At 71.3% G+C, this 22,307-nt stretch carries 18 protein-coding genes and 2 pseudogenes; 11 read left to right on the top strand and 9 right to left on the bottom strand.

Annotated elements, in window-relative coordinates; all coding sequences use genetic code 11:
- Positions 1-188 precede the first annotated feature (188 nt).
- Positions 189-1,223 (top strand): hypothetical protein, encoded by a 1,035-nt coding sequence (locus WN71_RS20625; RefSeq protein WP_046582003.1) that lies wholly within the window; start codon positions 189-191, stop codon positions 1,221-1,223.
- On the opposite strand, the gene WN71_RS20620 is transcribed toward WN71_RS20625, so the two are convergent.
- Positions 1,220-1,933, bottom strand: a complete 714-nt coding sequence (locus tag WN71_RS20620; protein ID WP_079177985.1) for a TetR/AcrR family transcriptional regulator — start codon at positions 1,931-1,933, stop codon at positions 1,220-1,222. The genes WN71_RS20625 and WN71_RS20620 overlap by 4 nt on opposite strands.
- A 167-nt stretch (positions 1,934-2,100) precedes the next feature.
- On the opposite strand from WN71_RS20620, the gene WN71_RS20615 reads away from it, so the two are divergent.
- Positions 2,101-3,258 (top strand): alkane 1-monooxygenase, encoded by a 1,158-nt coding sequence (locus WN71_RS20615; protein WP_046582002.1) that lies wholly within the window; start codon positions 2,101-2,103, stop codon positions 3,256-3,258.
- A 20-nt stretch (positions 3,259-3,278) separates the two neighbouring features.
- On the opposite strand, the gene WN71_RS20610 is transcribed toward WN71_RS20615, so the two are convergent.
- The 3 genes and pseudogenes from WN71_RS20610 to WN71_RS42790 all read right to left on the bottom strand — a co-directional run.
- Positions 3,279-4,430 carry a LacI family DNA-binding transcriptional regulator gene (locus WN71_RS20610; RefSeq protein WP_240529705.1) on the bottom strand — a complete coding sequence of 384 codons (1,152 nt, stop codon included), beginning with the start codon at positions 4,428-4,430 and terminating at the stop codon, positions 3,279-3,281.
- Between the two features lie 117 nt (positions 4,431-4,547).
- A complete protein-coding gene (locus WN71_RS20605; protein WP_046582001.1) occupies positions 4,548-5,789 on the bottom strand; it encodes a cytochrome P450 family protein in 1,242 nt (413 codons plus the stop codon).
- A pseudogene (locus WN71_RS42790) lies at positions 5,786-5,926 on the bottom strand (cytochrome P450); the annotation flags it as partial. The gene WN71_RS20605 and the pseudogene WN71_RS42790, both read right to left, overlap by 4 nt.
- A gap of 476 nt (positions 5,927-6,402) precedes the next feature.
- Here WN71_RS42790 and WN71_RS20600 point away from each other — a divergent pair.
- The 4 genes and pseudogenes from WN71_RS20600 (at position 6,403) to WN71_RS20580 (ending at position 9,181) form a co-directional block, all read left to right on the top strand.
- Complete coding sequence (locus WN71_RS20600; RefSeq protein ID WP_143074853.1) at positions 6,403-6,672, top strand: hypothetical protein; 270 nt, start codon at positions 6,403-6,405, stop codon at positions 6,670-6,672.
- A gap of 452 nt (positions 6,673-7,124) precedes the next feature.
- Positions 7,125-7,274: pseudogene (locus tag WN71_RS43475) on the top strand (FAD-dependent monooxygenase); the annotation flags it as partial.
- A 380-nt stretch (positions 7,275-7,654) separates the two neighbouring features.
- Entirely contained in the window at positions 7,655-8,215 is a 561-nt protein-coding gene (locus tag WN71_RS40975; RefSeq protein WP_107469705.1) for an FAD-dependent monooxygenase, read from the top strand.
- 240 nt (positions 8,216-8,455) lie between these two features.
- Entirely contained in the window at positions 8,456-9,181 is a 726-nt protein-coding gene (locus tag WN71_RS20580) for a CDP-alcohol phosphatidyltransferase family protein (RefSeq protein WP_046581996.1), read from the top strand.
- Here WN71_RS20580 and WN71_RS20575 read toward each other — a convergent pair.
- Positions 9,141-9,620 carry an FAD synthase family protein gene (locus WN71_RS20575; protein ID WP_046581995.1) on the bottom strand — a complete coding sequence of 160 codons (480 nt, stop codon included), beginning with the start codon at positions 9,618-9,620 and terminating at the stop codon, positions 9,141-9,143. The two genes, WN71_RS20580 and WN71_RS20575, sit on opposite strands and share 41 nt — an antisense overlap.
- 269 nt (positions 9,621-9,889) lie before the next feature.
- On the opposite strand from WN71_RS20575, the gene WN71_RS20570 reads away from it, so the two are divergent.
- Genes WN71_RS20570 through WN71_RS20560 form a run of 3 tightly spaced genes read left to right on the top strand, consistent with a single transcriptional unit; the run spans position 9,890 to position 14,060 of the window.
- Positions 9,890-11,095: a glycosyltransferase gene (locus WN71_RS20570; RefSeq protein ID WP_046582245.1), complete on the top strand. Its 1,206-nt coding sequence runs from the start codon at positions 9,890-9,892 to the stop codon at positions 11,093-11,095.
- Entirely contained in the window at positions 11,092-12,777 is a 1,686-nt protein-coding gene (locus WN71_RS20565; protein ID WP_046581994.1) for an LPS biosynthesis protein, read from the top strand. The genes WN71_RS20570 and WN71_RS20565 overlap by 4 nt, the downstream gene beginning before the upstream one ends.
- Entirely contained in the window at positions 12,774-14,060 is a 1,287-nt protein-coding gene (locus WN71_RS20560) for an MATE family efflux transporter (protein WP_046581993.1), read from the top strand. The genes WN71_RS20565 and WN71_RS20560 overlap by 4 nt, the downstream gene beginning before the upstream one ends.
- A gap of 119 nt (positions 14,061-14,179) precedes the next feature.
- Here the strand turns inward: WN71_RS20560 and WN71_RS20555 are convergent, their stop codons facing one another.
- Positions 14,180-15,694, bottom strand: a complete 1,515-nt coding sequence (locus tag WN71_RS20555) for a hypothetical protein (protein WP_046581992.1) — start codon at positions 15,692-15,694, stop codon at positions 14,180-14,182.
- 126 nt (positions 15,695-15,820) lie between these two features.
- On the opposite strand from WN71_RS20555, the gene WN71_RS20550 reads away from it, so the two are divergent.
- Both WN71_RS20550 and WN71_RS20545 read left to right on the top strand, forming a co-directional pair.
- Positions 15,821-16,360 carry a WcaF family extracellular polysaccharide biosynthesis acetyltransferase gene (locus WN71_RS20550; RefSeq protein WP_046581991.1) on the top strand — a complete coding sequence of 180 codons (540 nt, stop codon included), beginning with the start codon at positions 15,821-15,823 and terminating at the stop codon, positions 16,358-16,360.
- Positions 16,357-17,484 (top strand): glycosyltransferase, encoded by a 1,128-nt coding sequence (locus WN71_RS20545; protein WP_046581990.1) that lies wholly within the window; start codon positions 16,357-16,359, stop codon positions 17,482-17,484. Before WN71_RS20550 ends, WN71_RS20545 begins: the two co-directional genes overlap by 4 nt.
- On the opposite strand, the gene WN71_RS20540 is transcribed toward WN71_RS20545, so the two are convergent.
- The 3 genes from WN71_RS20540 to gmd all read right to left on the bottom strand — a co-directional run bounded on the left by WN71_RS20540 (position 17,463) and on the right by gmd (position 22,285).
- Positions 17,463-18,155 carry a hypothetical protein gene (locus tag WN71_RS20540; RefSeq protein ID WP_046581989.1) on the bottom strand — a complete coding sequence of 231 codons (693 nt, stop codon included), beginning with the start codon at positions 18,153-18,155 and terminating at the stop codon, positions 17,463-17,465. The two genes, WN71_RS20545 and WN71_RS20540, sit on opposite strands and share 22 nt — an antisense overlap.
- A 128-nt stretch (positions 18,156-18,283) precedes the next feature.
- Positions 18,284-21,025: a LamG-like jellyroll fold domain-containing protein gene (locus WN71_RS20535; RefSeq protein ID WP_079177983.1), complete on the bottom strand. Its 2,742-nt coding sequence runs from the start codon at positions 21,023-21,025 to the stop codon at positions 18,284-18,286.
- Positions 21,026-21,271: 246 nt separating this feature from the next.
- The gene (gene gmd, locus WN71_RS20530) at positions 21,272-22,285 is read right to left on the bottom strand and encodes a GDP-mannose 4,6-dehydratase (protein WP_046581988.1); all 1,014 of its coding nucleotides are present in this window, start codon (positions 22,283-22,285) and stop codon (positions 21,272-21,274) included.
- Positions 22,286-22,307: the final 22 nt, after the last annotated feature.

The following is a 22,307-nucleotide window of genomic DNA, read 5'->3' as shown; positions in this document are numbered from 1 at the left end:
GGATCCGCGGACACACTGCGTCGAGGCCGCGTCCGCAACGGCCGTACGTATGCGGCGTGTCGGGCAACAGCCGCAAGTCCCCTCGCATGTGGCAGAAGCGCTGCCATAGTGATCGGGGCCTCCGCAGGTGCGCACCTGCGCGCACTCGGCGGCTGCCAGGTCGTCCTCCGATGCCTCCGGGAGCACAGATGCTCGAACCGGAAAGACAGAGTTTCACCTCGCCCCACCATTCCGAACTCTCCGACGTGGACCTGCTGGTGCACCTCACCGCCGACGCCGCCCGCGCCAGAGACGCTCTCCGCCTGCTGCGAACGCGCCACCTGCCCGCGGCACGGCACTACGCCCGACTGTGTGTCATCGAGGAGCGGTTCGCCGACCAGCTGGCACATCAGGCGCTCTCCAGCGTCGCGCACGATGCGGCGGCGGGGCGTGTGCGACGGTGCGCGGTTCGGCACAGCCTGCTTCTGCTCATTCAGGACCTGGCCGCGGCATGGGCGGCAGATGATCGCCACCAGCGACTCGCGGGCGACTTCAGCCGCTGGCTGCTGCCGATCGACGACGGCGGTGTCCGGCGGGCGGTGCCGCGGTGGACCGTCGGCAGCGATCTCCTGCACGCCTTCTGGAGGCTGCCGCAGCCCGAACAGGAACTGCTCTGGTACACCGACGTCGAGACCGCCGGCCGGGACTTCGGTTCGCTGTACGCCGGCACGGCGCTCGTAGAGTTCGACTATCACCACGAGGGTGCGCTGACAGCACTGCGCCGCGCCTATCTGCAGGTCTTCGCCGAGGGGCGCGGACAGGCAGAATGCCGTGGCTATGTGCGCATTCTGGAGGCCCAGTCGCGCGCCCCGCTCTCGGGCCTCAGCCCGGAATTCGATGAGCACCGCAAGCGGTGCACCCACTGCGAACAAGCTCTCCGTGAGCTCGCCACGCTGCACACCGCGCCCGGTCGCTGTCTCGTGGAACGCCTGATCGGGTACCAGGGTCCCGCGTACGTGCGGCGAGGGTTGTCGCCGGAAGTCGATGAGGTTGCGCATCCTGCTGCGCAAGGCGGCGTTGGAGTGACAGGGGCGGCACCGGCAGCCACCGCCGGCCGAGGAAAAGAACCGCCTCAACCGGGTCTCCGCCGCGGCGACGACGTCGGCCCTCACCACGAGACCATCCTGGCCCACCTGCGCGCCGCCGGGCTCGGAGTGCTTTCGAACCTCGGCTTCAGGCCCTAGAGCGACGGAGCCTGCTCCGCATTGACGGACACCCTCGGTGTGGTGGGCGGGCTGATACCCAGTGCCGCGCACGCAGCCCGGGCCACGCGAGGCGGCGCCGTGTCGGGGTCGGTGGACGGCAGCATCATGTGGCTGATGCTCAGGCGGACCACGAGGTCGGCGGCCTCGGCGCGCCGGTCCTCCGGTATCTGCGGCAGGATGTCGCCCAGCCACGCGGAGACCAGGTCCCAGGCGCCTGTGAGCACCGGCTCGGGGCGGCTGGTGAGGAAAGGCAGCAGGGCGTCGGTGCCGCCGCGCGCGGCACGCAGCACTGCTTTGATGAAGGGGTTCCGGTCCGCTTCGGCCAGGGCGTAACCGACGCCGGCCTGAAGAGCGAGACCGGTGGATGTGCGATGCCGCCGCAGCACGCCACTCAGGCCTGAGAGGAAACGGTCGGCCTCTCGTCGCACCAGAGCCTGGCCGATGCCCGCGCGATCACCGAACTCCGCATAGATGGAGGGCCGCGACACTTCCGCCCGCTTGGCGAGGTCGGCCACACGCACCCGGTCCCATCCGTTCTCGGCGGCCGCTGCCCACGCCTCGTCGAGAACGCGGCGGCGCATCTGCTTGCGCCACGCTATTCGAGGTGCGTCCGGCGGTCGGGTGATGCCGTGCAATTCCGGTTCATCTGGCCTCACTTGGTGGTGGTGTGTCCCTTCGGACTGCTTCATGATGCTGCCCCTCTGCAGGATCTGATGGTTCGTCAGAACATTTACACGACGCCGCCTTTGTCGGTCGGCCGAGGAAGCTGCCACTCTGTGGCTCCCCCCACCGTGTGCTTCCGCCCCAACCCGGGCGGGGCGGGGCGGAAGCACGCGTTTCCACGAAGGAGTTCGCCATGAGCCGCTGTGCCGACGACGTGCGCTGGCGGGATCCCAAACGACTGTGGTGGCCACTGGCCCTCGCCGTTCCGACGCTGCCCTGGCAGGCCGGAGTCCTGGTGCGCCTCACCGGGGTCGCGGCGTTCTGGTGGTGGGGGCCGTTCTTCGCCTTCGCGCTCGTCCCCCTGCTCGATCTGGTCAAGGGACCGGACGGGGCGAATCCTCCGGAGGCGGCGATGCGCCGCCTCGAACAGGACCGCTACTACCGGTGGTGCACCTTTCTGTATCTGCCGCTGCAGTTCGCGGCGCTCGTCTGGGCCTGCCGGCAGTGGTCCGAAGGCCTCGATGTCATCGGAGCCGCAGGGCTCGCGGCCACCACGGGTGTGGTGGCCGGTGTGGCGATCAACACGGCCCACGAACTCGGGCACAAACGCGAGCGGACGGAGCGCCTGCTCAGCCGCCTGGCCCTCGCGCAGAGCTGCTACGGCCACTTCTACGTCGAGCACAACCACGGCCACCACATCCGCGTGGCCACGCCGGAGGATCCCGCGAGCTCCCGCAGCGGGGAGAGCTTCTGGCGTTTTCTGCCCCGGACCGTCCTCGGCAGTCTGTCCTCGGCCTGGTCGCTGGAGCGCCGTCGGCTCCAGCGGCGTGGACGGCGCACCTTGAGCCCGCACAACGATGTTCTGACGGCCTGGGCCATGTCCTTGGCCCTCTTCGGCGCCCTGACCGCCGTCTTCGGGCCCGTCGTGCTGCCGTACCTGACGCTGCAGGCCGTGCTCGGTCTCGGCCTGCTCGAGTCGGTGAACTACCTCGAGCACTACGGCCTGTTGCGTCAGCGGCGGGCGGACGGGCGCTACGAACGCGTCGCCCCCCGGCACAGCTGGAACAGCAACAACACGGTCAGCAACCTCTTCCTCTTCCAGTTGCAGCGGCACTCGGATCACCACGCCAATCCGTTGCGCCGCTATCAGACGCTGCGTCATTTCGACGAGGCACCGCAATTCCCGTCCGGCTACGCCGCGATGATCGTGCTCGCCTGGATTCCCCCTCTGTGGCGCAGGGTCATGGATCCGCGGCTGCTGGCGCACTACGGCGGCGACACCACCCTGGTGAACAACGGGAAGCCCGCGGGGCAGGCCGCGCCCGGCCCCGCAACCCCTGCCGTTCCGTAGAGAGGACGCCGGGCCGGCGCTCAGGCCGAGCCCCGTGCGACGAAAAGCGCCCGGACCCGTACCGTGCGGGGGGCGGTGCGTCCGTCCAGGCGCTCCTTCAGCAACTGCGCCGCGGCCACGCCGACATCGTGTGCGGGATAGCGGATGGTCGTGAGCCGGGGCCGGACGAGCGAGGCGAAGGCGGCGTCGTCGTGCCCCACCAGGGCCACCTCCCCGGGGATGTCGACGCCCAGGTCGTGAGCCGCGTCCATGGCGCCGACCGCGATCATGTCGTTGGCGCAGAACACGGCGTCCGGGCGTTCGCGTCGGCTCATCAGCTCGGTGAATCCCACGGCCCCCGAGTCACGTGTGTGCTCGCCGCGGACCACTAGCTCGCGTGGCAGTGAGATGCCGAACTGCGGGGCCAGCCTGCGCAGCATCGCGAGGCGCGGATCGCCGCCCGTCGCATCGCGCGGTCCGGCGATCACCGCGATGCGGCGGCGCTGGTTCGCCGTGACGCGCTGCAGCGCCTGCAGGGTCGCGCTGCGTGCGTCGGGTTTGACCAGGTCGACGGCGCCGAAGGACACGTCAGCGCTGACGACGGCGGGGATGCCGGCCTCCGCGAGTGTGTCCAGATCCTCCGGGTGCAGCCGGAAGGGGGTGATCACGACGCCGGCGAAGCGCTGCTGCACCGCCTCGGCCAGCAGTGCCCGTTCCTCCTCGCGGTCGGCTCCGGTGTTGCACACGACCACGTGCAGGCCCGACGCGCGCAGTTGTTCCTGCAGGGAGGAGGCCAGCTGCGCGTAGAACGGGTTGGCGATGTCCGGCACGATCAGAGCGGCCAGACTGGAGCGACCGGTACGCAGGCTGCGGGCTGTCGCATTGACCGTGAAGCCGAGTTCGGCGATGGCGCTCTCCACCGCCGCCCGCGTCGCCGGTGCCACCGCACGTTTGCCCGACAGCACGTACGACACCGTCGCCGACGAGACGCCGGCCGCGCTAGCGACCTCCGCCATGGTGACCCGCACCCGCTCACGCTCCTTCTGCGGCGTCACCTTAGCTCCGGGCACACTCCCAGGGAAGCGATCCCAGGAGACGCCGGTGCCGACGCCGGCGTGGGCCCGGAGCGCCGTGCGGTGCGACGTCGGGTGTCGACGCGGGCGCGTGGCGTAGGAGCATCTGTTCTGGTTCACCGGACGGTCACCGCCTGCCTGCGCGCGCCGAGGTGGTTGCCGTAGGGCCGGCCCGTCGCGCGGTGGGCGGGCCGGTCACCCGGCCGGGTTCGAGACCCGGTCCGGATGGGCGTGGTGTCAGTCCGTGTCAGCTGCGGGCGTCAGGCGGACCGGCAGCTCGAACAGATCGTTCTGCGTCACCATCGGCTTGTTCCGCAGCTCCGACACCGGTATCGCCAGGTCCAGCCGGGGGAAGCGGGCGTAGAGCGCGGGCAGCGCCACCCCCGCCTCCAGGCGGGACAAGGCCGCGCCGGGGCAGACGTGAGGGCCGTGCCCGAAGGAGATGTGCCGGTTGCCGGAGTGCCGGCCGACGTCGAACAGTCCGGCGGTCGGCCCGTGCGCCTGCGCGTCCCGGCCCAGCGCCCCGTACGAGATGATCAGCGCCTCCCCGGCACGGATGACCTTGTCACCCACCGGAACATCCTCGGCGGCGAAGCGAATCAGCACGTGGGAGGTCGGCGTCGACCAGCGCAGCGTCTCCTCCACCACAGCCGACCAGCCCACCTCGCCCGACAGGACACGGGTGCGCTGTTCGGGGTGGCGCGAGAGGTTGACCACGGCGTTGGTGATCAGCGAGATGGTCGTCTCATGCCCTGCGGCCACCATCAGCTGGAGGGTGGAGACGATCTCCTCGTCCGTGAGGCGGTCGCCTTCGTCCGATGCCAGGATCAGCGCACTGGTCAGGTCGTCGCCCGGCCGGGCGCGTTTCTCGGCGACGGTGTCGGCCATGACGGCGGCCAGCTCGGTGAGCGTCGCCAGAACCTCCGCGGGAGGCGTCTGTGTGGAGAAGAACTTGTCGAACAGCGTCTGCAACCGCGGCAGTCGGCTCTCCTCCAGCCCCATGAGATCGGCGATCACGTACATCGGCAGCGGGTAGGCGAATGCCGCCTTGAGATCCACGATCCTGCTGTCGGTCGGCAACTCGTCCAGCAGCCGGTGGGTGAGATCGGTGATCCGATCGCGCATGTGCTCCACTCTGCGCGCGGTCAGCGCCTGTGCCACGAGAGTGCGCAGGCGCCGATGGTCCGTGCCGTCCACCGTGAGCATGGACCGGCCGGGGTTCGCCAGGCCGATGAGCGGCCAGTCCGCGGGAATCTCGCCCCGCTGCCAGGAACCCCACACGTTGATGTCCTTGACCAGGCGGGAGTCCGTCAGCAGAGCCTTCGCTTCCGCGTGATGGGTGACGGCCCAGACCGGAACGCCGCCGGGCAGTTCCACGGCGGCCAGCGGCCCCGCGGCGCGCAGCCGTGCGCTCTCGCCCTCCAGGTCGGTGACGAACGGATCCAGCGCGATCCGGCTCGCGCCGGTGGAAGTCGTCAATGCCGTGTGCCTTTCGGTGAAGGGGTGGGGGTGCACCGAACGGGGAGCTCGGTCAGTCCCCGCAGCCAGAGTGACGGGCGACGGACGAGGAAGTCGGCGGACACCGCGAGGTCGATGTCGGCCAGCCGGTGGAGGACGGCACGGAACAGCCTTCGTCATCGTTTGAGTGACAGGGTTTGAGTCGACATCGGTCGCGGTCTGCTCAGTGGGCGCCACTATATGAGAACTCGTCGACGGTGCGGGAGGGGATTCTCTAATCGATTACGTACGGCGTGGTGTGTGAGCAACTGATAGGCGTGGAAGGGCAGTTGGCGCCGGTCCTCGCTGCGCTCAGGGTGCCGTTCGAGGCGCGGGCGAGGACGTGGACGGTGTTTCCTGCGGGTTCGTCGCCCGGTACGAACGTCACGGATCCGGCCTGGGCGCCGACGGCCCGGTGTCGGCCATCGGGTTCCCTCGCCGGGGCCGCTGCGACCGTCGCGGTCGCGACGAACCTGCCTTCTTCAGCGTCGGGGGCTGACGCCGCCGTACCGAGGAGCGGCTGACGCCGATCGCCCGGGCTCCTTGCCGGATTTTCCGGGTGCGGCCGGGCCCTGGGAGCTCTAGCGTCGTGATCATGAATGGAATTGCTGCGGTCTACGCACCAGGTGAGGGTCACGGAGCAGCCGGCGAGGCCGGCCGCGCCGAGCAGCGCGGGACCATGCACGCGACCCTCGCGGACGCCGACGGGCTGCCGGGGTCGAGCACGCTGTGCGGCCGTGAGACGGGTGACATGATCCGCGTCCCTTACGACATGCCGCAGGAACGCTCCGACGCGTGGTACCCGCCAGGGGGCGACGAGAAGGTCGTGTGTCGCGACTGCGACCGCGCGGCCGCCGAAGGCTGAGCCGGTCAGCGCCTCGGCCGCTCGCCGGTCGTCCCTGGAGGAGCGCTCGTGCGGTACGTCTCCCACCGGCCGGGAACGGTCGTTGCCGCCGCCGGCGAAGGCGCCTGTCCGAGAGCCGGGAGGACGACGGCCGTGATGGAGGAGGCGAGCGCCCCCGGCGCCGGTGTCCGGGGGACGGACAGGTCGTGGGCGATCACCGCCCCCACGATCATGGTCGGAAGGAAGGTGAGCGCCGGGCAGTCCGGATCGATCTCTCCACGGTGCACCGCGTGTTCGGCCATCTGGGGTACAGCGTTGCCTTGCTGCATCCGGGGTGACCTCGAGCATGCCGACGCTGTACCACGCAGGCGGCGAAGCCCCGGCAGCAGCCCCATGAGGATCCGAGGCACCCAGCGGTCCCACCCTGTCACCGCCGCTCCGCCCGGCGCGCCTGGAGCTGGGGGAGTGCACGGATGACGTACCCCGACCCCTACCCGGCCACGGACGCCGTCGCCGACGTGGTCGTCGTGGGCGCCAGCCCGACCGGACTGATCAGCGCCCTCCTGCTGGCCGACCGTGGCCCCTCGGTCGCTCGGATCGAGAACTGGCGGGAGCCGTACGCGCTCCCACGGGCCGTCGGCATCAGCCACGAGACCTTGCGCGCTCTGCAGAACGCCCGGGTCATCGTCGGCCTGGCACCGCAGCTCCTCTTCTCCGACGACGGCAGCCGGGTGGCCGAGATCCGCTCGGCGGACGGGGAGATCCTCGGCGTCCGGCACGATCGGGCGACGTCTCCGTCGGGCTGGCCGGAGCGCGCCAGCTTCTGCCGGCCCGACCTGGAACGCATCTGGACGCACGGCTCGCCGCCCATCCCTGGCTCGTCGTCGACGTCGTCCCGCACGATCCGCAGTGCACCTTCACTCCGCGCCTGGGCCAGATCCTCGGCCCGTCCCGTCCCACCACGCTCGTCCTGGGCGGCCCGGGACGCCGGCGTAAGGAGTTCATGCGCCTGGAGGGAGAGACGACGAAAGACCTCAACCGCCGCGAGACGGCCTGGCGGTTGCTGGCTCCCTTCGACGTCACCCCCGACAATGCGACACCGGAGCGGCACGCCGTCTACACGTTCCGGGCGCACTGGTCCGAGTCGTGGCACGCGGGCCGCGTGGTCCTCGCGGGCGACTCCGCGCACCTGATGCCGCCGTTCTTCGGTGAGGACTTCAACTCCGGTGTGCGACGCCGTCGTCGTCTCCTGGCAGCTCGACCTCGTCCTGCGCGGACTCGCAGGCACGAGTCTTCTCGACGCCTACTCGGCCGCGACGAACAACTTCGTGCCGCACGGGAGAACGCCCTGCCTCCCGGCGCCGTACGCCAGTGGTGGCTCGGCAACGGGACCTGGTTCGCCGGCGATCCCTGGGCCGGCCGTCTCGGCGTCCAGGGACGGATCCGGGTGAACGACCGCACCGGACGCTTCGACGGCCTTCTGGGGCAGGGCCGTTTCGTGCTGATCGGCCGCCACCACGACCCCGACGCCTTCCGGCGACGCTGCGCTCGTCGAGCGCGGTGAGGATCACGCCGATCCAGGGCCCGCCCCGCCTGGGCGCCTTCGGTCGGATCGGGCGTGAGCAGGCCGCGAGCCGGTTCGAGAGCGGGCGGCCGCTGCGGCCGGCGTGTCATCGAGGACGGCATCGCGATGTCCGGGACCGCGGGTCCCGACAACACCGCGCAGTTTACCCAGAGTTCACCATCGGCCGTCCTGTGCTGTGATGATGTTGGCTCAGCCAAGTGACGAGGTCCGGGGGGATCGATGAGCGGTAGTGGTACGGTTTCGGCGCTGACTCGGCTGAAGTCCGCGCAGAAGAGCGCCAAAGGCGTCTCCCTCTATTCACGGTTCGTGAACCGCCCGGTGGGGCGGTATCTGGCCGCGGGCGCCTTTCGCCTGGGACTGACACCCAATCATGTGACGCTCATCAGCGCGGTGTTCAGCTTCGCGGCGGTGGCCGGAACGGCACTGGCGGATCCGGGCTGGACGGCCGGGCTGGTCGTGTGGCTCGGCCTCGCCGTCGGATTCGCCTTCGACTCCGCCGACGGCCAGCTCGCCCGGCTGCGCGGCGGTGGCAGCGCCGTGGGTGAATGGCTCGACCACGTCGTCGACTGTGCCAAGATCACCGCGCTGCACACCGCCGTGCTGATCTCCTTCTACCGCAGCCCCGGACACTTCGGGTTCACCTCCGAGGGCTGGCTGCTGGTGCCGCTCGGCTTCCAGTTCGCCGCTGTCGTGACCTTCTTCGGCGGCCTGCTCACCGAGCAGCTCAAGCCCAAGGTGCCCGTGGGTGAACGGTCCGCGCCGTCCACGGTCCGCGCCGTGGCCCTGCTCCCGGTCGATCACGGGGTGTTCTGCCTCGTGTTCCTGCTGCTCGGCGCCGGCAGCGTCTTCCGGTGGGCCTACACGGCGCTGGCGGTGGCCGCGGCGGTGTTCCTGGCGGCCTTTCTCACCAAGTGGTTCCGGGAGCTGTCCGCAGTTCGTCGTTGAGCCGCGGCTCGCTCAGCGCGTCAAGAGCGCGCCTGAGCTGGGTGCTGGAGGTGTGCACCGTGTACGGGAAGTAGACGATGTCCACGCCGACGGTGGCGAAGTCCTGTTCCAGGCGCTCTCCCTTGGGGGTGTTCCGCCAGTCGTCGCCCTTGAACAGGACGTCGAACCGGACCTGTTTCCACGTCTGGAGCTTGTCCGGCACGGTCTCCACGAACGCGGCGTCCACGTACTGGATGCTGCGGACGATCTCCAGCCGTTCGACCAGCGGAATCATCGGTCGCCTGCCCTTGGCGCGTTCGGCCATCTCGTCGGAGACCACGCCCGCCACCAGGTAGTCGCACTGGGCGCGGGCGTGCCGCAGGATGTTCAGGTGCCCGATGTGGAACAGATCGTAGGCGCCGGGTGCGTAGCCCACGCGATACGGCTTGCTCGGTGGCACAGATTCCCCCTCGATCGGCGATGTCCCCCGATGCGCCTTCCTTTACGGAAAAGCGCGGACTTTGAAGATAGCGTTCATGCACGGTGCAGCGAGGGTGAACAATGAGTGTGCTTCCATGTTCGCTTGCGATCGGGTGGGGAATCGGCCGACTCGCCTGACACATCGCGCAGTTGAGACCGCTGTGACGGTCCGGGGGGAAGGTTCCACGCGTGACACACAATGACCAGGAGGGTCGCGACCGTGAGGCGCGTCCCGTGCGCCGGCTGCTCCTGGTGTCCACCAACTACGCTCCCGAACACACCGGGATCGGGCCGTACGCCACCGGAATCGCCGAACACTGGGCTGCCCGCGGCCACGACACGCACGTCCTCGCCGGGCTCCCGCACTATCCGTCCTGGCGGCTGGACCCGGGCTACCGCCGTGTCTGGCGGGCCACCGAGCGGCGCCGCGGAGTCACCGTGCACCGGCGCCGGCACAGTGTTCCGGCCCGTCAGAGCGCCCTGCGCCGGGGCGTGTTCGAGGGTTCCATCCTGCTGCACGGGCTGGTGGCCCCGCCCCGCACCGGCCGCGTCGATGCCGTGCTAGCCCAACTGCCCAGCCTGGCCGGGGGAGTGCTCGGGGCGCGGCTGGCGGCACGGCACCGGGCGCCGTACGTGCCGGTCGTGCAGGACCTGATGGGCGCCGCCGCGGCCCAGTCCGGCATCCAGGGCGGCGGCCGGGCGGCGGAACTGGCCGAGCGCGCCGAGTCGTGGGTGCTGCGGCAGGCCACGCTCGTCGGCGTCATCCACGAGACGTTCGTCGAGCGGGTGCGGGCCATGGGTGTGGACTCCGGACGCATTCGTCTGGTGCCCAACTGGAGTCATATCGAGCCGACTTCGGCGGACAGGGCGCGCACCCGCGAGCGCCTCGGCTGGCGGCCGGACCAGACCGTGGTCCTGCACTCGGGCAACATGGGCCTCAAGCAGGGGCTGGACGTCCTGGTGGAGGCGGCCCGCCGCGATCCCGGCACGCGGATCGTGCTGATGGGCGACGGCAGTCAGCGCGCGGACCTGGCCCGTGGCGCGCAGGGCCTGCCGAACCTGGACATCCTGCCCCCGGCCGCCGACGCCGACTTCCCCGCCGTCCTCGCCGCCGCCGACGTGCTCGCGGTGACCCAGCGGGCCTCCGTCCTCGACATGAGCGTCCCCTCCAAGCTCACGTCCTACTTCGCGGCGGGCCGTCCCGTGGTGGCCTCGGTCGCGGCCGAGGGCGGCACGGCCCGTGAGGTGCTGCGCTCGGGCGCCGGGGTGCTGGTGGAACCGGAGAATCCCGATCATTTTCTGTCAGCGGTGCGTAGACTCGCCGAAGATCCGTTGATGGCGGCCGAGTTGGGCGCGGCGGGCCCGCGCCATGTGGCCGCTCATCTGTCGAGTGAGGCGGGTCTGGCGCGTATCGACGCGCTGATCGACGAAGCTTTGGGGGGAACCGGCAGGTGAGCGAGGCACACGGTCCCGCACGCGCGGAGGACGAGCCGGAACAGTTGCGCGAGCAGTTCCGCCAACTGCTGCGCTACCGCTGGCTGATCGGCTCGGGGGTGGGCGTCGGGCTGCTCGGCGGAGCCTGGCTCGGCGTCACCGGGGCGGACAGCTACGCGGCCACGACCGACATCGTGCTGCGCGCCCCGACCAGCGACCCCTTCGCCCCGACCCTGTCGAGCGACAAGGTCCTCAACATGGGCTCCGAACGCCAGACCGCGCTCAGCCGCAAGGTCGCCGAAGGGGCGGCGGAGCGGCTCGGGATGGGCGTGGGGGAGGTCGACCGCCTCCAGCGCGGACTCCAGGTCACCAACCCGCCCCAGACCCTGGTGCTGCACTTCACGTACACCGCCTCGGACCCGAAGGAGGCTGCGCGCCGGGCCAACGCGCTCACCCAGGCCTACATCGACCTGCGCAAGGCGCAGTGGGAGTCCGTCCGCGGCTCGATGCTCAAGAGCCTGCAGGGCCAGCTCGATCCGGTCGCCAAGCAGAACGACGAACTCACCAAGCGGCTCAAGGCACTTCCGGACGGTTCGGCTGCGGACTCCGCGTACGCGGTGCAGGCCAACCTGCTCAACCGCATCACCGACCTCCGCTCCAAGATCACCAGTTTGAAGGCGCTCGACATGACGCCCGGCAACGTGATCCGCAACGCCACCCCGCCCACCGCGTCCGACGGCCCGGGGCTGCCCCTCTCGCTCGGCCTCGGAGGCCTGGTCGGCGTGGGTCTCGGCCTGCTCGGGGCCTGGGTGCGCCTGGTCTTCGACCCCGCGCCCCGCTCGGCGGGCGATGTCGCACGCGCGGTGCGCGGACCGGTGCTCGGGGTCCTGCCGCGGGGCTCGGCCGGTGCCCTGGTGGTGGGGCACACCGATTCCCGGGCGGCGGAGGAGTACCGTTCGATCGCCTTCCGTCTCGCCTACGACGACCGGTTCGCGGACCGGCGCCGCCTGCTCGTCGTCGCCCCGCGCGGCTCGATGAACTCCAGCATCGCCGTCGCGGTGAATCTCGCCGCGTCGTTCGCCGAGACGGGCAAGAACGTCCTGCTGGTCGAGGCCGACCTGCGCGGACCGTCGCTGTCCGAACGCCTCGAGGTCACGGCCGCGTCCCGGCCCCGCTGGAGCCGCACCGCGGACCTCTCCGACGGCGAGTGGCCGAGCCAGGATCACCTCGTGGTCGACGCGGGCGGGTCGGGCACCTTCGGTCTGGTCCCCGGCGAGCGCGTGCTCAACGTCCCGCGCGCCCTGACCTCCGCCCGTACCACGCGCCTGATCGCCGAGGCGGAGGATCCCGGGGCCGCGCTCGTGGTCGTCGCCCCGCCGGTGCTCGCCTACGCCGACGCCCTGGCCCTGGTGGACCGGGTCGACGGCGTACTCATCGTGTGCGACCCGCGCACCGTGCACCGGGCGGACCTGGTCCGTGTCCGCGAGCTGATCGTGGGGGCGGGCGGCACCGTGCTCGGCGCCGTCACGCACACCGAGTCCCGGCGCGCCGAGGCAGGGGCGGCCGCGCGCCGCGGCCGGCGCACCCGCCGGACCGAGGGCGGTCCGGCCGTCCCCGAGGTCCGGCCCCGCACCGATCCCGAGCGGCACGGCGACGGCAGCGACACGGTCGCGCTGCGTACCGTGGGCTCGGGGGACCGGTGAGCGCCCCGGGCCATCCGCCGCGCGTACCGCGCAGATCCGGGGCCGCCCTCGCCTCCGTGCTGGACCAGGCGGCTTCCAGCCTCACCAACATCGCGGTGCTGGTGATCGCCGCACGGGTCTCCACCGCGCACGGCTTCGCCACGTTCTCGATGGTGTACCTGACGTTCACGGTGCTGCTCGGCCTCAACATGTCCTACGTCGGGCAGGCCGTCGTCCTGACCCGGGCGGATCCCGCCGCGACCGGGGCGGCCTGCAGGTCGGCGATCGCCTTCACCGCGCTGGCCTCCACCGCGGTCGGCGCCCTGCTGGCCGTGGCCGGAGCGGTCGCCGCCGCGGTCTCGGGCAGCTGGGGCGGGTCGGGCGGCGCCTTCCTCGCCCTCGGCCTGGTGCTGCCCGCGGCGCTGGTGCAGGACGGGCTGCGCTACGCCTTCTCCACCCTGCGCCGCCCCGCCCTGGCGTTGGCCGCCGACACGCTGCGCCTGCTCGCCGTGGTGCCCGCGCTGCTGGTGCAGCCGCGGCACGCGGCGCCGGGCCTGCTCGTGGCCGTCTGGGGCGTGTCCGCCCTGCCCGCGCTGCTGCTCGGCCTGCGCCTGCTGCGCCCGCATGTGCGAGGTGCGCGGGCCGACGTGCGCCCCTATGTGCGCCGCGGTCACCTGGGGCAGCGATTCGTGGTCGAGTTCGCCGTCGGCAACGCCTCCAGCCAGATCGCCGTGCTCGGCCTCGGACTGTTCGCCGCGCCGCTCGCGGTGGGCGCGCTGCGGGGCGCCACCACGCTGTTCGGGCCGCTCAACGTCCTGTTCAACTCGGTCAACGCGTTCGGCCCGCCGCTGCTCGGCGGGCTCGGCGGCCGCCGCGCCACCACCCGCGCCGCCGCCGGGCTCGGTCTCGTGCTCTGTGCCGTCGGCCTCGCCTGGGGACTGGTCCTGTACGGCCTTCCGGACGCCGTCGGACACCAACTGCTCGGCGCCACCTGGGAGTCCGCCTCCTCGCTGCTGCCGGCTTCCGGCGCCCAGTACGCGGTGATGGGCCTGGGGACCTGTGCCCTGGTGACACTGCGGGTGCTCAGTCCGCGTGCCACCTTGTCGGTGCAGGTGCTGTTCTCGCTGCTCTCGGTCGTCCTGATGCTCGCCGGATACCTGCTCACCGCGTCTGCCCTGGGTGCGGCCTGGGGACTGGCCGTGGGCTCGGGGCTGAAGGCGGTCGCGGCCTGGACCCGTGTCGTACGGCTGCCGGCGGCGGAGGAGCCGGCGGCGGCGCCCGCCCCGGTCGTACCCGCGGGCTGAGCCGCCCGCAAGTTTCCCGCACGGGCGGCCGGGTCCCTTCCGCGGGCGCCTGGGCTCCCGGTGACCGGCGCCCGGGGGATCCGGGTGGTGCCGCCGCCCGGCCGCCCCCGCCTCGCGCCTCAGCGCAGCCCGGTCGCCCGGTCCTGCCGGAACGTGGTGATGAGCGCGATGCAGCACGCCGCGATCGCCACCCGCCCCGACGCCTGCAGCAGGGGCCCCCGCAGCAGGATGAAGGAGTAGCCGGCCACCAGGGGTACGACCACGGCGATCAGGCTGCCCGGCGGCGCCCGGCGCACGGCGCGGCGGGCGTAGCGGCGATCGACCCGCGCGGCCGCGTATCCCAGAGCCACGAACCCCGCGGTCATGCCCACCGGGCCGAAGTCGATCCACAGTTCGGCCCAGACGGGCGAGGACAGGTTGGTGTTGGTGGCACCCATCCACTGGCCGACCACCACGCCGGTGTCCAGCGGCTTGCCCGGCCACATCGACCGGGGGACGGCGAACAGCATCGCGCCGGCCAGCTGGCGGCCGTAGGTGTGGCCGCGCCCCGATCCCACATAGGTGATGGTGTTGGCGAACATGCCGACCTGGTCGTAGTCCTTGAGGACCAGCGGTTCGAAGGGCGAAGTGGTTTCCAGCGGACGGTAGTTGGCGTCGTCGTAGCGGAACCGGTCCGCGAACGGGAAGACGATCAGCGCGACCACCACGCCGAGGCTGAGCGCGATCCGGTACAGCGCGGCGCTCACCGGGAAGAGCGTGAACAGCAGTGAGAACAGGACGGTCAGGAACCAGAAGCGCGGGTTGGAGATGGGGTTGTTGACCACGGCGTTGAGGGCGGCCAGCGCCAGCCACACGGCGATGACCACGACGGAACGCCGGGCGCGCCGGGAGGTGACCAGCCAGCGTGTGTAGGCGAGCCAGGCGATCAGCGCGGGCACGGTGCCGAAGCCGCGCACCATCGCCTGCCCCGCCTGCGAGTCCGCCTGCGAGAGGCCCGCTTCCTCGACACTGCTGATGATCTCCTGACGGCTCGTGAAGAACACCGCGGGACCGCCCAGTTTGACCACGAGCAGGGCTGACCCGGCGAAGGCGAGGACGGTCAGCAGATACAGCCGACGGCGGTGCACCAGCGCCGGCCGCGTCGCCGCCTCGCGTCGGCGCTCGGGCCGGTGCCTGGCGAGCAGCGCGCCGACGTCGAAGGCCACACAGCCGATCAGTACCAGCGCGACCGCCTCGGTCAGATCGCTGCGGGTACCCACCACCGGGGTCGGCGTACGGCCGAGCACGTCCTGGACGAGCGGGGCCACCCCCATGGCCATGTAGACGAACAGCCAGAACGAACCGGCCAGCAGTTTGCGGCGGCTCGTGAGGATCATCGCCGACATCCGCACGCCCGCGTAGATCGTCAGCGCGAGCTGCAGCCACAGCGCCGAGTCGTGCGGGCCGGTGCCCTGCTGCACGAGCACCAGCAGCGGCAGGAACACGGCGAAGCCGAGGACGAGCGGCACGGACAGCGCGCGCGAGAGCAGGGCGCGCGGGGAGAGGGACCGCGGGGCCTGCGCCACCCGGGGCTCGGCGGGGCCCGCCGACGGCGGCGCGGCCGCGTCCGCGACAGGTCCGGTCTGCTGCGTCATGGCGCCCCCGCCCCCGAGTCAAGATCCCCCGGCGCAGTGTACCGGTGGCTCGCCCTCGGTGAACCTCTGGCCACTAGAGTGTGACCAAGTGGCGTCAGGGGAGGCGCCTTTGGGGGAAAGGCAGCGATGCGTGATCTACGGGCCTTCACACTGGCCGGATACGACAAGGGCCGTGGCATCCTCGTCCAGGCGCTGTGGTTCGCCGTACTGAACCTGGTCTTCATGGCGTGGTTCACCCCGGCGCGGATACGGGTGGCCCTGCTGCGGGCGTTCGGCGCGGAGATCGGCACCGGGGTGCTGATCCGGCACCGGGTGAGGGTGCTGTGGCCGTGGAAGCTGAAGGTCGGGGACCACACCTGGATCGGGGAGGGCGTGTGGATCGTCAACCTCGAACCGGTGACCCTCGGTTCCCATGTGTGCCTGTCGCAGGAGGCCCTGCTGTGCACCGGCAGCCATGATCACCGCGCCGCCGACTTCAGGTACCGCAACGCGCCCATCTCCGTGGCCGACGGTGCCTGGATCGCCGCCCGCGCCACCGTGCTCGCGGGCGTCGAGGTCGGCCGCTGCGCCGTGGTGGGCGCCGGCGCGGTGGTCCACCAGGATCTGCCGGAACTGATGCTGCACACCGTCGACAACCGGCGTCGGCCCGTGGGGGAGCCGGCGTGAGAGTCCTGCACGCGGTCACCCTGCACAGCACCACCCACGCCTTCGGCGGCCCGGTCCGCGTCGCCCTCAACCTCTGCCAGGGCCTGCGTGAACGCGGGCACGACGCCGAACTCACCGCGCTCGCGGCCGGCTTCCCGCATCCGCTGCCCGACGACGTGGAGGGCGTGCCGGCGCGGCTGCACCAGGCGCGCCGCGTCCTGCCGCTGGGTTTCAGCGGCCTGACCTCGCCGTCCCTGCTGGCCGGGGCGCACCGTCTGGTGCGCTCCGCCGACGTGGTCCATGTCCATCTCGCGCGTGACCTGGTGACCCTGCCGGTGGCACTCGCCGCGCTGCGCGCGGGGCGGCCGCTGGTGCTCCAGACGCACGGCATGGTCGATCCGAGCGAGCGGGCCGCGGCCCGGCTGCTCGACGTGCTCGCGGTACGGCGGGTGCTGCGCCGGGCCGCCGCCGTGCTGCACCTCACCTCACGTGAACTGCGCGATCTGCGTGCCGTGGTGGGGAGCGCGGACCTCGGCCGGGCGGTGCGACTGGTCAACGGCGTCCCCGCGCAGCCGGCGGGGCCGGCCCCGGACGGACCGCCCCGCGTCCTCTACGCGGCCCGGCTCCAGGCGCGCAAACGTCCGGTCGACCTGGTGGAGGCGGCGCCCGCGATCCTGGCCCGGCGGCCGGATGCGACGTTCGTCGTCGCCGGTCCCGACGAGGGCGAACTCGCCGCCGTGCGGCGCAGGATCGACGAGTTGGGGCTCCAGGACCGGGTGAGCTGCCCGGGTCCGCTGACCGGCGCGCGCATGGCGGAGGAACTGCGCCGGGCGCATGTGTACGTGCTCCCCTCGGTGGACGAGCCGTTCCCGATGTCGGTCCTGGAGTCGATGGCGGTGGGCACCCCGGTGGTGGTGACCGAGTCCAACGGGCTGGCCCGTGACGTCGAACGCGCGGGGGCCGGGCGCGTGGTGGACGGCCTGGACGGCATCGCCCCGGCGGTGCTCGGGCTGCTCGAACCGCCCGTGCGCCGGGCCGCCTCGGCCGCGGCCCGGGCACTCACCGCCGGGACCTTCTCGATGGACGCCGTCCTGGGCACCCTGCTCGGTGTGTACGAGGACGTCTACACGGGAAGCCAGGCGTAGCAGCCCGAGGAGACGAACGACGTGGTCCCGGCCGGGACCTTCGCGGTCACCTTCTTGGTGCCGTTGCCCGGGCCGGGGCCGGAGCCCAGTACCCTTCCGCCGGCACCGAGAGCCTTCCAGGTACAGCCCTTGGCGTCGGTCAACGCCTGGTAGGTGCCCGGCTTCGGCTTCTTGCGGGTGCCGTCCGGGAAGCCGGTGGCCGCCGCGTCGAGCAGCGGCCGCTGCTTGGGGCAGAGATGGATGATCGCGTCGTCCGCGCCCTCGATCTCCCCGGCGATCAGCGCGCCGATCGCGGCGTTCTTGTCGTGTGCGGCGGTCCGCTCGATCCGCTGGCAGCTTTCCTGGCCGATTTGGAGCACGGCGGCCGGATCCATGTTCTTGGGCACGCGTCCGTGCAGGTACTTCTTCTCCTTCGCGGTGAAGGAGCCGGTCGCCGGCGTGAGCTGGGCGTCGGGCAGGACCGGGACCTTCGACGGCGAGGACGAACCCTGCGGGGCGGGGCTAGCCTCGTCGTCGGGGACGGCGGCGGCCTGGTCGTCGGAGACGCGCTGCGGGGCGGAGGAGGCGGCCTTGGTGTCACCGCCCGAGGTGCAGCCTGCCAGCGCGAGCAGGACGGTGAGTGCCCCGGCGGCCGTGGCGCGGCGGAGGGCACGGGGATGGGCAGTGCGCATGGTGACTCCTGAGGCCTCGGGGGCCTGGGTGCGTGGGCTGGTACGGGATGCGGGCCCGCACGAGGGTGCGGGCCCGGCCGGATGCGCGGGACACCGGTGGAGTCCGGTGCCCCGCGCGTTCGCCCGGCTTACGGCGCCCCGAAGGTCAGCACCAGCTGCGGAGTGCCCTCCGCGGCCGACGCCTCACTGGACCACAGCCACAGCGCGTCCGATCCCGTGCTGGTGAGCGCGAGATCGTAGCTGCCGCCGAGGGCGGGTGTGAGTGCGGTGGTGTCGAGTGCCGCCGAGTAGACCGTGGAGATGTCGGTCGCCCCGCTGAGGGTGCCGATCGAGGTGGAGGAGAGGGCGGGCCGGGAGGTGTAGGTGGTCCCCGACTCGGTCCAGCTGCCCGTCACCGGCCGTACGGCGAAGTCGTCCGGGCTGCCGGCCGTGCTCAGCGTGGTCGTCTTCACCGCGAGCCGCGCGCTCTTGAGCACGGTCCCGGCCGGCGCCGCCGGCAGGGTGAAGCGCAGATACGTCTCGTAGGCCGTGCTCCCGCGCACCGCGAGCGAGGTGGAGGTGCCGTAGTTGGTGCTCGCGGCACCGGCGTTGACGTACGTGTCGTCACTCGCCTGGACGGTCTGCACCGTGTCGGCCGGGGCGGTGGCCGCGGCGTAGTGGCTCTGCACCTGGGCCGCGCTCAGCACCGAGGAGTAGATCGCCGTCTCGTCGATCTGCCCGGAGAAGTAGCTGCTGGTGGGCTGGTTCGGCCACCCGTTGAGGTTGTCGCCACCGACGTGCCAGAAACCGCTGTAGCTCTGGTTGGTGGTCTCGTCGAGGGTGCCGACCTGGGCGCCGTCGACGTACAGCGCCATCCCGGAGGATCCCTGGGTGGCGACGACATGGTGCCAGTTGCCGTCGTTGTAGGCGGCGGAGGAGGTCACGGTGCGGGCGCTGCCGGTCCACACGCCGAAGACCAGCCGGCCGTCGTTGCGCATGTAGACGTGCTTGTCGTAATTGCTGCTGGCCTGCGTGGTGTTGTTGCCGAAGCCGACCAGCTTGCCGCCCTGCGTGGTGGTGGTCTTGAACCAGGTCTCGATCGAGTACGCCGACGGCACCGTGGTGCGCTTGTCGCTGTACACGAACTGGTTGCTGCCGTTGAAGCCGATGGCGGTGGACGGGCCGTTCACCGCGCCCGGGGTCTGGCGCAGGGAGGGCGCGTTGACGTGGATGCCGCTCTGGTCGCTGGGCGAGGTGTCGCCGACGAACGGAGTGGTGGACTCGTCGTAGCGCCAGTACAGGCTCGCGCCGTCACCGAGCACCTTGGAGGCGTAGGGCTCGGCGGAGGTCGGCACGGTGACCGTGGCGGTGCTGGACAGCGCGGAGGCGTTGCCCGCGCCGTCGGTGGCGGTCACCCGGTAGCTGTAGGTCGAGCCCGGTGTGACGTTCTTGTCGGTGAACGACAACTGCGGGCGGGACCATTCCACGGAGTCGCCGTCCACGGTGTAGACGGGTGTGGAGCCGCCGTTGCGGTAGACCTTGTACGTCAGTGTGGTGTCGTCGGTGTCCAGGCTCGCGCGCCAGCGGACGTGTGCCTCGGTGGGCTTGACCGACTCGGCGCCGACCGACGGCACGGTGGGCGCGCCGGTGTCGGGCGAGGCCGCGAAGCGGGTCAGGCCCTGGGCCGCGGCGCCGTTGACGGTGGTGAACTCGCCGCCGACCCACATGTACTTGTTGTCGGACGTGGTGGAGACGACCATGGCCCGCGGGCCGATGCCCTCGCCCAGGCCGTCGTTGGTGTCCGGGAACCAGCCCAGCTTGTTGGTGCCGGTCGTGGGCTCCGCGAGCAGGTGGTGCCGGCGGCCGTCCGGGAACTCTCCGACGCTGGAGCAGTCGTGGGCGTGCGAGGCGCTGTAGAGCACGCTCTGGTAGGACTTGACGGCCTGGGTGGCTCCCAGGCAGGTGTCGCGCCAGCGCTGGTTCAGCGTGGACAGGTCCAGGGCGATGCGGCCGTCGAAGACCCCGCCGCCGGTGCCCTCGTTGCCGGTGTAGAAGCCGGTGGCGTCGGTGTCGAGCGCCTTGACCACGGAGTTGGTCTCGATGAACCCCGGGTAGGTGCGGACGTTGGCGCCGGTGGTCGCGTCGACGACGGCCAGGGCGTGGGAGTCCGCGCCGTTGACGGTGAAGAAGTCGCCGCCGATGATCACGTCCTGGCCGTCCGGGGTGACGGCGACGGCCCGGCCGGGCTCGTCGACGTCCGTCTGGAACGGCTTGACGGCGCCGCTGGTGGCGTCCACCGCCGCGTACCTGGCGTGTGCGCTGCCGCCGACCGAGCTGAAGTCGCCGCCCAGGTAGACGGTGTCGTTGGTGACCGCGAGGGCGCGGACCGTGGCGGAGACGCTGGGGTGGAAGGAGGCCTTGGGCGTGCAGGTGGCGATGTCGATGGCGGCGAGGCTGCTGACCGGCGTGCCGTTCACGGCGCCGAAGTAGCCGCCGGCGTACAGCGTCTTCTTGTCGGGGGACACGGCGAGTGCCCGGACGGTCGCGGTGCCGCTGCCCACGGTGAAGGACAGGCTGCACGAGGTGGGATTGCCGGTCGCCGCGTTCAGCGCGACGAAGTTCACCGCGTCCTGGGCGGTGCCGCTGCCTCCCTCGGGCGGCCGCACCTGGGAGAAGGTGCCACCGGCGAAAACGGTGCCGCCCGCCTCCGCCAGGGCCCACACGATGCCGTTGGTCTGCCAGGTCGGCAGATCATCGGCGGTGAAGGCGACCGGCGCGGTGAGCGCGGCGGCCGGCTGGGGCAGGGCCACGACCCCGAGGCCGGCCGCGGTGCACAGGACCAGAGCGGCGCTGAGCCCCCTGGATCTCTGTCTGACTCTCACTTTTTGCATGGTGTACCCCCCCGGCCTCCGGGCCCGCACGGACCCTTCGCCTCGGTGCGAGACCACCCGTTTCCCCTCGGTGCGGGCGGTCGTCATGAACGGTTTGCTCGCGAACCATACGAGTACATGACACATGATGGTGCGCACTTGACTCATCTAGTAGGAAATTGCGGGAGATTGACGGTGCATCAGTGACGGAAGTCGAGCAACGACCCCGCCCTGAAAGGGCAGTTGGGTGACCGGGGCCTGGGCGTCCTAGCGGTCGATCCGCACCGCGGCACCGGCGAGTTGCTTCTCCACCTGCCGGATGTCGGCGTCGACCATGATCCGGGCCAGCTCCTCCACATGGACCGTGGAGCGCCAGCCCAGCGTCTCCCGCGCCTTGGAGGAGTCGCCGATCAGCGCGTCCACCTCGCTCGGCCGCTCGTACTTGGGGTCGTAGCGCACGTACTCGTTCCAGTCGAGATCGGCGTGGGCGAACGCGGTCTCCAGGAACTGGCGCACGGTGGCGGCGACGCCGGTGGCGACCACGTAGTCCGTCGGCTCGTCGTGCTGGAGCATCCGCCACATGGCCTCGACGTACTCGGGCGCGTAGCCCCAGTCCCGGACCGCGTCCAGGTTGCCCAGGTAGAGCCGGTCCTGCAGACCGATCTTGATCCGGGCCACGGCACGGGTGATCTTTCGGGTCACGAAGGTCTCGCCGCGGCGGGGCGACTCGTGGTTGAACAGGATGCCGTTGACCGCGAACATGCCGTACGCCTCGCGGTAGTTGACGGTGGTCCAGTAGGCGAAGACCTTCGCCGCGCCGTACGGGCTGCGCGGATGGAAAGGAGTGGTCTCGTTCTGCGGGGGCGGGGTGGCGCCGAACATCTCCGAGGACGACGCCTGGTAGATCCGGGTCTGCACGCCGCTGGCCCGGATCGCCTCCAGCAGCCGCAGCGTGCTCAGGCCGGTCACGTCCCCGGTGTAGAGCGGCGCGTCGAAGGAGACCCGCACATGGGACTGGGCGCCCAGGTTGTACACCTCGTCGGGCTGTATGTCCCGCAGCAGGTTCACCAGCGCCACTCCGTCGGAGAGGTCGGCGTGATGCAGCACGAAGTTGCGGTCGGCCTCCTGCGGTCCCTGGTAGATGTGGTCGATCCGCTCGGTGTTGAAGCTCGACGATCGACGCAGCAGGCCGTGCACCTGGTAGCCCTTGGAGAGCAGGAGCTCCGTGAGGTACGAACCGTCCTGTCCGGTCACACCGGTGATCAGTGCGGTCTTGGTCATCGCTGTTTCCCTCCCCCGACCG

Origin of the sequence: Streptomyces mangrovisoli (assembly GCF_000974985.2) — a bacterium.
Classification (GTDB): Bacteria; Actinomycetota; Actinomycetes; order Streptomycetales; family Streptomycetaceae; genus Streptomyces; species Streptomyces mangrovisoli.
The sequence above is the reverse complement of the archived record's forward strand: the minus strand, read 5'-3'. Positions and strand labels throughout refer to the sequence as shown.